The sequence below is a fragment of the Paenibacillus sp. ALE2 genome (genome assembly GCF_054113385.1).
This window is the reverse complement of record NZ_CM134213.1, coordinates 2,947,298-2,961,080: the sequence shown is the minus strand read 5'-3', so window position 1 is coordinate 2,961,080 and position 13,783 is coordinate 2,947,298. Positions and strand designations below refer to the sequence as shown.

11 protein-coding genes are annotated in these 13,783 nt (G+C 46.0%); 5 read left to right on the top strand and 6 right to left on the bottom strand.

Annotated features, from left to right (window positions below):
• Positions 1-13: 13 nt before the first annotated feature.
• The 4 genes from ACXHJ1_RS12945 to ACXHJ1_RS12930 form a co-directional block, all read right to left on the bottom strand.
• On the bottom strand, positions 14-1,360 hold the full coding sequence (locus tag ACXHJ1_RS12945) for a GH1 family beta-glucosidase (protein WP_107734903.1): 1,347 nt from the start codon (positions 1,358-1,360) through the stop codon (positions 14-16).
• Between the two features lie 23 nt (positions 1,361-1,383).
• On the bottom strand, positions 1,384-2,202 hold the full coding sequence (locus ACXHJ1_RS12940; protein ID WP_107734853.1) for a carbohydrate ABC transporter permease: 819 nt from the start codon (positions 2,200-2,202) through the stop codon (positions 1,384-1,386).
• Entirely contained in the window at positions 2,202-3,095 is an 894-nt protein-coding gene (locus ACXHJ1_RS12935; RefSeq protein ID WP_016818625.1) for a carbohydrate ABC transporter permease, read from the bottom strand. The genes ACXHJ1_RS12940 and ACXHJ1_RS12935 overlap by 1 nt, the downstream gene beginning before the upstream one ends.
• A gap of 70 nt (positions 3,096-3,165) precedes the next feature.
• Complete coding sequence (locus ACXHJ1_RS12930) at positions 3,166-4,494, bottom strand: ABC transporter substrate-binding protein (RefSeq protein WP_107734854.1); 1,329 nt, start codon at positions 4,492-4,494, stop codon at positions 3,166-3,168.
• A 294-nt stretch (positions 4,495-4,788) separates the two neighbouring features.
• On the opposite strand from ACXHJ1_RS12930, the gene ACXHJ1_RS12925 reads away from it, so the two are divergent.
• Positions 4,789-5,829: a LacI family DNA-binding transcriptional regulator gene (locus ACXHJ1_RS12925; protein ID WP_457904733.1), complete on the top strand. Its 1,041-nt coding sequence runs from the start codon at positions 4,789-4,791 to the stop codon at positions 5,827-5,829.
• Positions 5,830-5,913: 84 nt separating this feature from the next.
• Here ACXHJ1_RS12925 and glpK read toward each other — a convergent pair whose 3' ends face one another.
• Together glpK and ACXHJ1_RS12915 are read right to left on the bottom strand one after the other, a co-directional pair.
• On the bottom strand, positions 5,914-7,407 hold the full coding sequence (glpK, locus tag ACXHJ1_RS12920) for a glycerol kinase GlpK (protein ID WP_016818622.1): 1,494 nt from the start codon (positions 7,405-7,407) through the stop codon (positions 5,914-5,916).
• A gap of 31 nt (positions 7,408-7,438) precedes the next feature.
• Positions 7,439-8,263, bottom strand: coding sequence for an MIP/aquaporin family protein (locus ACXHJ1_RS12915; RefSeq protein ID WP_019688424.1), 825 nt, complete (start codon positions 8,261-8,263; stop codon positions 7,439-7,441).
• 318 nt (positions 8,264-8,581) lie between these two features.
• On the opposite strand from ACXHJ1_RS12915, the gene ACXHJ1_RS12910 reads away from it, so the two are divergent.
• The 4 genes from ACXHJ1_RS12910 (at position 8,582) to ACXHJ1_RS12895 (ending at position 13,308) form a co-directional block, all read left to right on the top strand.
• Positions 8,582-10,063 (top strand): PTS transporter subunit EIIC, encoded by a 1,482-nt coding sequence (locus ACXHJ1_RS12910; protein ID WP_457904732.1) that lies wholly within the window; start codon positions 8,582-8,584, stop codon positions 10,061-10,063.
• A 197-nt stretch (positions 10,064-10,260) separates the two neighbouring features.
• Positions 10,261-11,550, top strand: coding sequence for an ABC transporter substrate-binding protein (locus tag ACXHJ1_RS12905; RefSeq protein WP_107734856.1), 1,290 nt, complete (start codon positions 10,261-10,263; stop codon positions 11,548-11,550).
• A gap of 33 nt (positions 11,551-11,583) precedes the next feature.
• The gene (locus ACXHJ1_RS12900; protein ID WP_016818618.1) at positions 11,584-12,459 is read left to right on the top strand and encodes a carbohydrate ABC transporter permease; all 876 of its coding nucleotides are present in this window, start codon (positions 11,584-11,586) and stop codon (positions 12,457-12,459) included.
• A gap of 21 nt (positions 12,460-12,480) precedes the next feature.
• The gene (locus ACXHJ1_RS12895) at positions 12,481-13,308 is read left to right on the top strand and encodes a carbohydrate ABC transporter permease (RefSeq protein WP_107734857.1); all 828 of its coding nucleotides are present in this window, start codon (positions 12,481-12,483) and stop codon (positions 13,306-13,308) included.
• The last annotated feature ends 475 nt before the right edge of the window (positions 13,309-13,783 follow it).

Below are 13,783 nucleotides of genomic sequence, written 5' to 3'. Positions count from 1 at the left end.
CCCCCTTTTCTATTTAAAACCCGTTCTTTGCCATCATTTGCTTGAACCACAGCGCACTTTGTTTGGGAGTCCGTTCCTGTGTCTCATAATTGATATGCACAATGCCAAAACGCTTGCTGTAGCCCCAGGCCCATTCAAAGTTATCAAGGAAAGACCAGACAAAATAACCCTTGAGTTGGCCTCCCTCTCTAATGAAGCGATGACAGGCCTTTAAATGTTCTTCAATATAGCGCTGACGCCCGGTATCCTCAATCTGTCCATTTACCAGTTCATCCCTCATCGCTGCTCCATTTTCCGTAATCAGAATGGGCAAGCCCTTGCTAAAATCCTTCTCAATACGTGTCAGCAGCTTATAAAAAGATTCAGGGTGAATCTCCCATCCCATGTCCGTTACTGGCTCCTCCATGTGAACCTGCTCTACTTGCAGCAACGAAGCGTCGTTCGTTGATCGAATGATGCTGCGGGAATAATAGTTAATGCCCAAAAAATCCCCCGGTTGCTGAATCAGCTCCATATCACCAGGCTGTACAAAATCCAATCCATTCAGATACGTTCCGTACCATTCCACCATATCTTCAGGATACTTTCCGTTAAACAATGGCTCCGCAAACCAACGATTAATAAAGCCATCTCTTCTGATGGCAGCGGCCACGTCCTCGGGTCGCTCGGAAGCCGCATCCACATGTTCCATGTTCAACGTAATGCCAATCTTACCCGTTAACCCTTTCTCCTTGTGCAAATTGCTGGCAATCCCATGACACATTAGAATATGATGGGCGGCAGTAAAGGCTTCCCTCCAGTCCTCATGGCCAGGGGCATGCTCTCCTGTACCATAGCCCAAAATAGAGGCGCAATAAGGCTCATTGATCGTATTCCACCAGTTTATCCGCTCGCCGAATCGATCCATGATTACAGAGGCATACGTTTTAAAATGTTGGATAGTCTCTCGCTGTGTCCATCCACCCTCGTCCTCAATCCACTGTGGTAGATCCCAATGATACAACGTCAGCATCGGAATCAGCCCCGCCGACTCTATTTCATCTAGAAGATGCTCATAGAACAGTAGCCCCTGTTCGTTAACCACACCAGGCGCGGGCATAATGCGCGGCCAAGCCACAGAAAAACGATAATGTAAAAAACCAAGCTGTTTCATTAATTGCACGTCTTCTTTAAAGTGGTGAAAATGATCACATGCTACATCTCCACAGTCCCCTCCGATTACCTTCCCGGGGATTTGACAAAAAGCATCCCAAATGGAGGGCGTTCTGCCGCCCTCAGCTGTACCCCCTTCAATTTGATAAGAAGAGGTTGAAGTTCCCCACATAAACGTGGCAGGAAATATAAAGGTATTCTCGCTCATACTCGGTACCGTCCTTTCAGGAATCAAGACTTCACAGCTCCAGCCATTGCACCGCCGACAATAAAGCGCTGGAGGAAAATATACAAAATAACCAGCGGTAGTGTAACAATCAAGATACCGCAAGCAAGCAGCGGCCAGTTGTTCATGTATTGTCCATAGAAAGAGAACAGTCCCTTGGTCACTGGCTGATAGGCGGGATCAGACAAATAAATGGTAGGACCTATAATGTCGTTCCATGCACCAATGGCTGTCAAAATGATGCCTGTCGCCAACACGGGCTTCATCAGTGGTACAAGAATCGTGAACAAATAACGTGAATAACCGCATCCGTCCATTGCAGCCGCTTCATCCAGCTCTCGGGAGACAGACTTGATATACCCCACAAACATCAGGAAAGCGATGCCGGTACCTGTCGTTTTCAGCAAAATAAAACCAAGCTGTGTATTGTACAGTCCCAGACTATTAATAAGGGCAAATTGCGGAATTAGCGGATTGGGGAGATACATGGAAATCAGGAAAAACACATAAAAGAAGGTGCTGAACTTAACATATCCCCGTGCTAGCGGAAAGGCGGCAAACACGGATATAATCAGGGTTAATAACGTAGAAACTCCTGTATACAAAATACTGTTCCACATATATTGAGAGAAATTCCCTTTATCCCAAGCATCCATGAAATTCTCCAAACGCAGACCCTTGGCTAGCGCTACAGGATCCATCAAATACTCGCTTTGCGTCTTCATCGATACATTAAAAAGGTAGAAAAGCGGGAGTACATATAACGAAAGCATGAGCAGTACGATGGTGTAGCTCACTATTTTGGCTCCTTTGCTACTGCTCATTACATTTCCACCTCTCTTCTGCGCAAGTAATAAAGTGCAATCATCGATACCGTAAACACGAATACAAACTGGATCATCGCAACTGCGGAAGCAAGACCATAATCTGATGTCCCGGAGCCAAAGGCTGTGGCATATACATCAAATGCAAGTGTCGTCGTGTTGAATTTACCCCCTGTCAGCACATAAATAATGTCAAAGGTTTGCAAGGCGCCGATAATGGACAGCAGCATATTGACGGTAAAGGACGGTGCAATCATTGGAAAGGTAATATTTTTGAACGCTTTCCATCCAGAAGCGCCGTCCATATATCCCGCTTCATATAAGTCACTAGGAATGGATTGGAGTCCAGCTAAGAAAATAGTCATCGAGTAACCCATGTACATCCAAATTTGCACAAAAATGACCAATTCAAATGCAATATCATAATCCCCAAAGAAGTTGGAGCTGGTTCCAAAAAAGTTCAGCAATGCTTGCGCAGGACCGCCAAGCGGATTGGCAAGCAACTGCCAGATCAGACCGGATACCGTTACCCCGAGCACAACGGGCAGAAAAAATACAGAACGATATAACACATCACCTTTGAGCTTTTTATTAATAAGGATAGCCATGAATAGCCCAACTGCGTTTTGGATCACAACCACCGCTACGGCAAAATATAAGGAACGGCCAATGGAAGCAATGCGATCTCCAGAATCGGAGGAGGTAAAAAAGGTCGTGTAATTCTCGAATCCGATAAAATTCCACGTCTGTCCCGGAACCCCGGTAGCATCTGTAAAGGAAAAAAGCACGGTTACCATAGAGGGTCCAAAACCAAGAAGCAAATAGAGCAGCACCGGGATACTCAGCAAAAGATAGGGCATTATCCGGGCAGCACCCTTTCCAAAGGGATACATGGGTCTCACACCTTTTCACATTATTATGGGAGCTTTGCAGTTACCATTGTGTTCATGTAAAATCTATGGATTATTTAGGGGCTGCCGCATCCCAGTCTGCTTGAGATTTCTGCGCAAGCTCCAAAGGCGTTTTTAACGGACCGGCAGGCGCCAAAAATTCCGCATGTACACTGGCTTCCTTAATGTACTGTCCAACATTCTTACGATTGATAAACAGCTGATCCCAAGAGAGCTTGAAGTTTTCCAGTGAAGGCTGGATTTCATTAACGAAATCGCTGCTTATCTTCACATCAGACTGTGTTGGCAAAAATCCAGCAGCGTTCACAAAATCCGTGTAGTTCTGTTTCTCAGAGAGCATTTCAAGCCATTTGATCGCATACTCCTTGTTTGGTGACTTTTCTAGTACCATCCAGGTCATATCATACTTGCCTGCCAGGTTTTTATTTTTGGCGGGGTCGTTACTGCCCGGAATCGGGAAATAACCAAATTTCAGCTCTGGATTGGCTGTCTGGATCGTAGTTGCATCCCACGTACCATCTGCAATCATAGCTACACGACCTGAAGCAAACAAACTTGGCAAGGTGCCATAGTCAATTCCCATAAATCCACCAATGGCATTGTTCATCAAAATTTGTGATTTTTCCAGCACCTCAAGCTGGACAGGATCAGTCAGTTTGGTCTTGCCTGTCCACAGCCCTTTGATATATTCCAGCTGATCATCATGGATAGAGGCTTGAAGTCCTTGGACTGCAAGATTAATAGGCCATACATCTTTACCGCCGAAACCAATCGGTTCTACGCCGTTATCTTTGAGCACCTTCATAACATTCACCAGTTCGTCCCATGTCGTGGGCACAGCAAGATTATATTTTTCAAAAATCTCTTTGTTATAAAACAGTCCTGTCAGGGCCACCTTCCCCATGTTCACACCATATACCTTGTCGTTATAGGTCATGGCATTTTTGACATCTGTAGGATTATAGTTTTTGATAAAAGCTTGATCTGACAGATCTGCAATGAGTCCTCCCTCGATCCACTGCTTCCACATCGGATCAGCAGCTCCCTTAGACCATTCCTGCGGTGCGCCTACGAAGCTGAATTTCAGAGGAATAATATCTGCATCACCGGTTGAACCCGCATTCATACGCGTTTGCATCAGTTGATCATAAGTGGAATCAGCAGGAACCGTCGTATACTCCACCTGAACATCAGGATACTTCTCTTCAAACTTTTTATTAAATTCCTTTATATAGTTATTAATATTCTCCTGCTGCCAATGAATAATTTTTAACGTGACCTTTTTATTCCCGTTCTGCCCAGCTTCGTTACCTTTACCGCAAGCGGCTAATACCACGATTAAAGCGGTTACAACAAGTAAAGAAAAACACTTTTTCAGCATTGCAAAATTCCCCCTGTAATCTTAGAATAAATGCACTCACTCTTACGAAAGCGGTTTAGTTAATTACAGCTACTATTATGTATCGAATAGCCTGTATTTGTAAATAGCAATTTGTAAATTATCAAAAAATCATTAACTATCGTTAAATCGAACTTCATTATCCATAATATATTAGGATTTATCCTATAATAGCACGGTTGACTCTCTTCTATGAGGTAGCATAGAATACGAGTAATCATTAATTTTAGAATGCAAGGTCAAATGAACTAAATCAGTTTAGTTACGGAGGATTCCATGAATATAAAAACAATAGCTAGCATGGCAGGCGTTTCAGTAGCAACGGTTTCGAAGATCATAAACAATTACACAGATATCAGTGAGGAAACCCGGCAGCGAGTACTCAAAATTATGGAGGAAACAGGCTATAGACCTTCCTCCTCGGCTAAAACGCTTGCTACCAAAAAATCTAATCTGGTAGGCGTTATATTCGCTGGCAAGCTGAATGTCGATTTTAGTCATCCTTTTTTTGTAGACATCATTAATGTTTTCAAAAAGCAGATTGGCTTGCTCGGTTACGACCTGCTGTTTTTTTCAAATGAGAAATTTCTGGATAATGGAGAGGACTATTTGGCTCGCTCAAAATATTTCTCAGTGGACGGGTGCATTATTATTGCCGGAGACGAAGTGGAGAAGAGTGTTTTTGATCTCGATGCCAGCCCTATCCCCAGCATCGGTGTTGATATCGAATTAACCGGAGCCAGTTCCTGCTACATCATGTCCGACAATCAGAAGATTTCAATGAAAGTTGTTGAGCACTTTTACATGAATGGATACCGCGAAATGGGTTTTATAGGCATAGAACGCCCCTCCTTGGTTATTAAAGAGAGAGAAGAAGCTTTTATCTCATCACTAAAGCGGTTTAGCCTTGATGTCAGACCGGAATGGATCGTGTATGGCAAGGACTATGCAGCAGAAGATGGATACCAGATCGCAAAGGCGTGGATAGAGCAAGAAAATTTACCAAGAGCTATTTTTGCGGCTACCGACCTGCTTGCCTTTGGTGCCATTCGTGCTTTCAAGGAGAGCGGCTTGAGGGTACCCGAGGATATTGCCGTAGTAGGATGTGATGATATTGAAGCCTGTCGTTATACCGATCCTCCACTGACGACTGTAAAACAAGACAAGCAAAAAATAGGTCGTCTGGCCGCTATGGTGCTGTTTGACCTGATGAATAAACAAATGGATACGAAATGTATTAAAGTGGAGCCCGAACTCGTCATTCGCACCTCCTGCGGAGCCCGGCAACATTGGAACCCTACAAGGGTTGAGGGATAGCACATACCTAAAAAAGGTGACTCCTGTCGAATACAGAAGTCACCTTTTTGCAGTTATATAACAAGAGCCCTTTCGTTTAAGCCATTATTTGTAGGCCATCGTCGCATTCACGGCCTTTTTCCAGCCTTCATACAGGCTGTCACGTGTTGCTTCATCCATCGTAGGGGTAAAAGAAGTTTCTACTCTCACTCGCTTACGAAGTTCATCTGTACTCTTCCAGTATCCTATCGCCAACCCTGCCAGACACGCGGCACCCAGCGCCGTTGTCTCATGGATAACTGGCCGTTCCACCGTCGCATCCAGAATATCGCTCTGGAATTGCATCAGGAAATTGTTCAACACGGCTCCTCCATCCACTCGCAGCATCTTCACCGTAATACCTGAATCAATCTCCATGGCTGTAAGCACATCCTTGGTCTGATAAGCGAGCGACTCCAGGGTGGCACGGATAAAATGCTCCTTCGTGGTCCCACGTGTCAGACCAAACATCGCTCCACGTACCTCGCTATCCCAGTAGGGGCTGCCCAGCCCGACAAAAGCGGGTACAAGATATACTCCTTCTGTGGAGGAAACACGGGCCGCGTAAGGCTCACTGTCCTTTGCTTCACGGAACATGCGCAGCCCATCTCGCAGCCACTGGATCGCAGAGCCCGCAACAAACACACTCCCTTCAAGTGCGTATTGCACTTTGCCTTCCTCCAGCCCCCAAGCGATGGTCGTGATCAGACCGTGCTTGGATTCAACCGGCTGATCTCCCGTATTCATCAACATGAAGCAACCTGTACCGTAAGTGTTTTTGATCATTCCTTTTTCGTAACAAGCCTGACCGAACAAGGCTGCCTGCTGGTCACCCGCTGCACCGGCGATCGGTACATTCTGACCAAAAAAATGATAATCCACGGTGTGCGCATATACCTCGGAAGAAGGCCTTACCTCAGGCAACATGATTTTCGGAACTCCCAGAATATCCAGTAGCTCTTCATCCCACTTTAGCTCATAAATATTGTACATCAGCGTTCTGGCCGCATTGGAGTAGTCTGTTACATGGGCCTTTCCGCCGGATAGTTTCCAGATTAGCCACGAGTCAATCGTACCAAATAATAAGTCACCTCGTTCCGCTCTTTCCCGCGCTCCTTCTACATGGTCCAGTATCCACTTTACTTTAGTGCCTGAAAAATACGGATCGATCAATAGCCCTGTTTTGCTGTGAAACAACTCCTCATGCCCTTGCCGCTTCAGTTCTTCGCAAATATCCGAGGTTTGGCGTGATTGCCATACGAGTACGTTATACACGGGTAATCCGGTATTTTTGTCCCACACGGCCACCGATTCTCGCTGATTGGTAATGCCGATGGCAGCAATTTGTTTTGCTTTTACACCGGATTCGGAAAGACAGGAGGCAATAACGCCCAGAATAGAACTCCAGATTTCATTCGCATTCTGCTCTACCCAGCCGGGGTGAGGAAAATATTGCGGAAATTCCCGCTGGGCCGAGTACACCACATCTCCTTCGCTATTGAACAAAATCGCTCTTGAACTTGTCGTTCCCTGGTCTAGTGACAAAATATATTTTCCCATGTTCATCTCTCCCCGTGTAAATCCATCGTTTTTACGCTGTAAGCTTGTGATCCATTTTATGATTTTTATAAATACGACTAATACGGAAGGTAATCAAGAGTACAACCACGATAACCCCTAATAAAATCCAGAACGCCGGAGTCATACTCCCCTTAAAAACGGCCTGATAAAACGGCCCTGCGAAAGATCCCCCCAATAGCGGTCCTACAATGGGCACCCATGCATATTTCCAGTTGGATGCTCCCTTACCGGGTATCGGTAGTAAATAATGCATCAGACGCGGCCCAAAATCCCTCGCTGGATTGATGGCATAGCCCGTTGTGCCTCCAAGGGATAAACCGATACTGACAACCAAAAAACCAACAATTAGCGGTTTAAGGCCGTCTGTAAACGAATTGGCACCAAACGACAGTAAAGCAAGAACAAAGATAAAAGTACCTATCATTTCACTAAGCACGTTACCAAACGGATGATCAATAGCTGGTCCTGTCGCAAATACACTGAGTTTGGCTGCTGTGTCCTCCGTCTCTTTCCAGTGGGGCCAATAATGCAAAATGACGATCACTGCACCCGCCATGGCTCCAAGAACCTGAGCCACAATATAACCGGGAACATCCTGCCATGGAAAACTACCCTGAAATGCCAACGCGAGTGTAACTGCGGGATTCAAATGCGCTCCGCTGATTTGGCCCACCGCATACACCCCAATAGCTACCGCGAGCCCCCACCCCAATCCGACCACAATCCAGCCGGAAGCGTGGGCAAAAGACTTTTTCAGGGACACCCCTGCGCACACTCCGCCACCTAGGGCAATAAGAATCATTGTCCCTATGAATTCGGCTGCGTATGGCGACATACAACCAACCTCCTCAATAGATCATCCGATTTTGATCGTTTTCATCGCGCAAAAAAAAGAAAAGCCATCACAAACCAACCCTGTGCTGTAACATGGGATGTCTGCGTGGCTCTCTTGTCTCCGTCACGATTATTAACTTAAATTTGATATTATATAAGCATGTAAGCGATGTCAACTGCGGATTTACGTCTTCTGATATCCTAAAATAATCGTTGACCATGTTAGATTGCCCGATTTATGATGTAAAAAAATGGCTGAATGTAAGGATTTCAGAATGAATACGACACTCCCCAACTTGATGATGAAGGGAAGAATGTTATGCTGAAATTTCTGCAAAAAATCGGCAAGTCGTTAATGCTTCCAGTAGCTACATTACCCGCCGCAGGGATTTTGCAAGGGCTGGCTCTCATTAATTATGAAACGGATATTCCGCTTGGCCCTGGAGTTGGTGGATTTCTGAATCATTATGTCACTCCTTTTCTGAATGAAGGGGCGGGTGCTATCTTTGGCAATCTGGCGCTCATTTTCTCCATCGGTGTTGCTATTGGTCTGGCAGGCGACGCGGTAGCCGCACTTTCGGCAGTCATTGCCTATTTGGTGCTGACCCGTATTTTGGCGGCCGTACCGGGTATATTTGCGTATATTCCAGACGACGTCGAGCTGGACATGGGCGTATTGGGCGGTATTTTTATCGGCGGATGGTCTGCTTATCTGTTCAAAAAATATCACAATATTCAGCTTCCAGATTGGCTTGGCTTTTTTTCGGGCAAACGTTTTGTCCCCATGATTACCGCCTTCACGACCATGATTTTAGCCATTCTGCTTGGCATGATCTGGAGTCCAATACAAGATGGCATTGCAGCCTTCGGCAACTGGATTGTTGGCTTTGGTGGAATCGGGTCAATGGTGTTCATGATTGCCAATCGACTGCTGATCCCGCTCGGTCTGCATCATGTGCTGAACTCGATCGCATGGTTTCAAATTGGGGACTATACCAACGCTGCAGGTGAAGTTGTTCATGGTGACCTGACACGTTTTTTCGCAGGCGATACATCGGCGGGTATGTTCATGTCCGGTTTCTTCCCCATTATGATGTTCGCTCTGCCAGCGGCGGCTCTCGCATTCATCCATACGGCCAAGTCGGAAAAACGTAAAGCTGTCGCTTCCATCTTTATCGGCTCTGCACTAGCGTCGTTCCTGACCGGTATTACTGAGCCCCTCGAATTTTCTTTTATGTTCATTGCACCTCTGCTTTACGGCATTCATGCTCTGCTAACAGGTCTGAGCGGCCTAGTCGTATACCTACTGGATGTCAAACTCGGCTTTTCCTTTTCAGCAGGACTCATTGACTATCTGGTCAATATGAAGCTCTCCACCCACCCATTGCGAATGATCCCGATCGGGCTTGTCTTCGCCTTCATTTATTATTTTCTGTTCCGCTTCATCATCCTCAAATTCAACCTAAAGACTCCCGGGCGCGAAGACGATGTAGATGACACCCTTCTATTTGAGGCTAACAAATCCATACCCGTTGGAAAAGCAAGCGCCTCATCCGGCCCCCAGTCCAGTCAGGCAGGCCAGGTCCTAACCTATCTCGGCGGTTCAGACAATATCCAAAGCATTGATGCCTGCATCACGCGGTTGCGTCTTGTCGTCAAGGACGACAAAGCGGTTAACGATCAAGCTCTTAAGCAGCTCGGAGCGTCAGGAATTATCAGGCTTGGGAACGGTACCCTACAGGTTATTTTCGGTACTCGATCCGAAGCTCTGAAAGATGAGATACAACGATTGATGTCATGAAGCTAATCCCCTGCCTTAAGCACGTGCGATCTTCCTATAACAGACGCACGTGCTTTTTTTTATGGATAAACGTTTCAAATTTTTTGTTTTTGGTTAAGGCAATGCACATAAATGGGTAACAGCTTCATATGATGGAGCTAAACCATTTACAACTTGTTCAGTAGGCAGATTATTCAGACAGCAAGGAGGGAAATGATGTGAAGACAGTACAATGGCAATGGCTGGTATTATGTCTTGCTTTTCTCACTATGATTAGTGGTTGTAGTGGGTCCCTATCCTCTAAAGGTCAATCATCTGAAGTTAATTTGTCAAACAGCAAAAAGATAACGCTTACATTGTGGTACTGGAACCGTTCTATTGACGATGAATTGCTCGTCCAAGCCGAAAAACAGTTTCCCAACATTGAATTAAAAACTCAAAAAATAGGCGGTGACTTTAAAGCCAAGCTGAAGACAACGCTCGCAGCTCGTTCCGGTGAACCGGACATCGTAGCTCTGAACGACTGGATGGTGGAGCTATTCCCGAGTGCGGATCGTTTTTATGATCTAAAGGAACTCGGAGCAGACCGACTGAAGGATCAATATTTGGAATGGAAATGGAATCAGGGCATCACTCCTGATGGTAAAATGATTGCATTTCCCATGGATACTGGGCCTACCGCCCTCTTCTATCGAAGCGACCTGTTTGAACAGGCAGGCTTGCCAAGTGATCCTGAACAGGTCAGTGCCTCGATTCGCACATGGGATGATTATATGGCAGCCGGAGAACAACTTCGGCAGAAATTCGGAAGCCATTCATTTTTGGCCGATAATATTGTAAACGTTTACAATCAGGTACTCGCTCAACATACGAACCTGTACTTCAAGCCGGACGGAAGTTATATCGGTAATCAATCTCCTGACATCCGCCTGGGCTGGAAAACCGCTGTGGATTTCCACAGGAAGCATCTGCTCGCCAATGCAGATGGCTGGACTCCTGAATGGAATGCTTCGGTCAATAACGGCAAAATCGCCTCGTTCGTAGGGGCAATCTGGATGAAGCAAGTTCTCACAGAAGCCGCACCGGATACAGCGGGCAAATGGAGAGTCGCCCGTGCTCCTGGAGGAGACGGCAATCTGGGAGGGTCTTTCATCTCTATCCTCAAATCTAGCCAACACCCCAAAGAAGCCTTTGAAGTTCTGACCTGGCTGCAAAGCCCGGAACACCAACTGGAAGCCTACCATAAAATCGGCCTGTTCCCATCCACTCCCGGCGTCTATGACGATCCAGTGATGGAGACACCCGAGCCTTTCTTTGGTGGTCAGGCCACTGGCCTCATTTTTGCTGCCTCCGCACGTCATGTGAAAAATAGCTATTTCGGCGAGCGCTATCCTGTCATCCACGGCATTGTGACCCGTCGTCTTGCCAATGTGGCCAAGCAAAATGCCGATCCCGACTCATTATGGACGGAAACAATGCAACGAATTGAACGGGAATTACAGCGGTAAAAAATAAAACTTCAAAAAAGGCGTGTGGACAATATGCTGAGAGAAATCTGGAAGCACCGGGCTGTTTATGCTGCGATCTCGCCATTTTATTTGCTGTTTGGCATCTTTGGCTTGTTTCCGATTGGCTTTTCATTGTACCTGGCGTTTCACAAATGGGACGGGATCGGAGACATGACCTACAACGGCTGGGGCAACTTTCGTTACCTTGTGACAGATAACGAATTTTGGCAGGCTGTAGGTAATACGTTTGTGATCTGGGTGTACGCCACGATTCCAATGCTATTTCTAGCACTCATTGTTGCCTTTCTGCTTTATGCCCCTTTTGTGAAAATGCGCACCTTATGGCGAGTTGGATTCTTCCTGCCCAATGTGACATCTATTGTTGCTGTTGCCATCATCTTTGGCGCCTTATTTGCCAACAATTTTGGATTTCTCAACTACCTTTTGCAGCTCTTGGGGCTACCTATGATCCAATGGCTGAATGTGCCATGGGGTATCCAAATCGCCATTTCTTCCATGGTCGTCTGGAGATGGATGGGTTACAACGCCATTATCTATCTGGCTGGGCTCCAGAGTATCCCACATGTGCTGTATGAGGCCGCCAAAATAGACGGGGCAACCGGAGCGCAAGCTTTTTTCCGCATCACCATTCCGATGCTGCGCCCAGTCATTCTGTTTACGGTCATTACGTCCACCATCGGTGGCATGCAGCTGTTCACCGAGCCACAGGTCCTGGTCGGTAATGACGGCGGTGCCGGGGCAAGTGGCATGACCATCGTTTTATACCTGTACCGCGAGTCGTTCATTAACAACTATTTTGGATATGGCGCTGCTGTCGGATGGGGCATGTTTCTCATCATTGCTCTATTCTCCATCATCAATTGGAAACTCGTTCAAGGTAAAAAATAACGATGGAAGGAGCTTTACCACATGATACAGACACGTGCAAAATCCATTGTTTTATATGCCGGGCTGTTGGTAGGTATCATCCTGTCGATGTTTCCATTTTACTGGCTAATCGTCATGGCAACCCGTACAACCTCAGACATCTATCGTTTTCCGCCACAATTGTGGTTCGGCAGCCACTTCCTGGATAACATCACGAGAGTATTGCAGCAGATTGATTTTGCCGGCGCCTTTTTGAATACCCTTTTTGTAGCCAGTTCGATTACCCTATTGGTGCTGTTTTTTGATTCACTGGCCGGTTTTGCATTCGCAAAGTTTGATTTTCCGGGCAAAAAGGTGCTATTCGTCATTCTGCTAGCTACAATGATGGTCCCTTCACAACTTTCGCTCGTCCCCTCCTTTGTCATGATGGCTTCCTTTGGATGGGTAGGTACGTTCAAAGCGCTCATCATCCCGGGCATGGTAAATGCCTTCGGGATTTTCTGGATTCGTCAGTATGCAGAAGAGTCTATTCCCAAGGAGCTCCTGGATGCGGGGCGTATGGACGGGTGCAGCTTTTTTCGACTGTACTGGAATGTAGCACTGCCGATTTTACGCCCTGCGTTCGCTTTTCTCGGCGCATTTACCTTTATAGGAGCTTGGAATGATTACTTATGGCCATTAATCGTTTTAACGGATGAGCGCAAATTCACCCTCCAGATTGCATTGTCGCAGTTGAACGGGATTTACAATACGGATTATGCGATGGTCATTGCTGGCACCCTGCTGGCTGTACTTCCGCTTATTATTTTGTTTCTTTTCATCAGCCGCCAATTTATTTCCGATCTTGCCGCTGGAGCGATCAAAGATTAGCTTCACTTGATTCCCCTTTTACTTGCTCTAAAGCGTCATCGAAAATGGACTTAAGCTCTGGAGAGGACTTGCACAACTATGAGCTCCGTGCGATTTTATTAATTGGAACGACTGCTCTAAATGGAACCCTCAAATAGGCTACTTCCGAGGCTGGGTCTACACACGATTGAACATGCACTGTCTACCTGTTATCCATATTTCCTTGTAAATTATTCTCTATAGTTATCTAACGATTAATAAAAATCGCTTCCACTCATTTAACAGAGTAGAAGCGATTTTTCAAAAGTTATATAAACGTTTCTCTAATAGGTCAACTTAAAGCCATATCATAGTTTGCACTACTATTCATTTGCCTATCAGAGCGACATTTACATGCACAATTCGAGCCATGTCCGAAGTCATGAAGTATATTATTAGCACCGGAAGAACAGATACAAGATAAAGGAACAATTCCAAGGGTATTTGCCATTAAAGG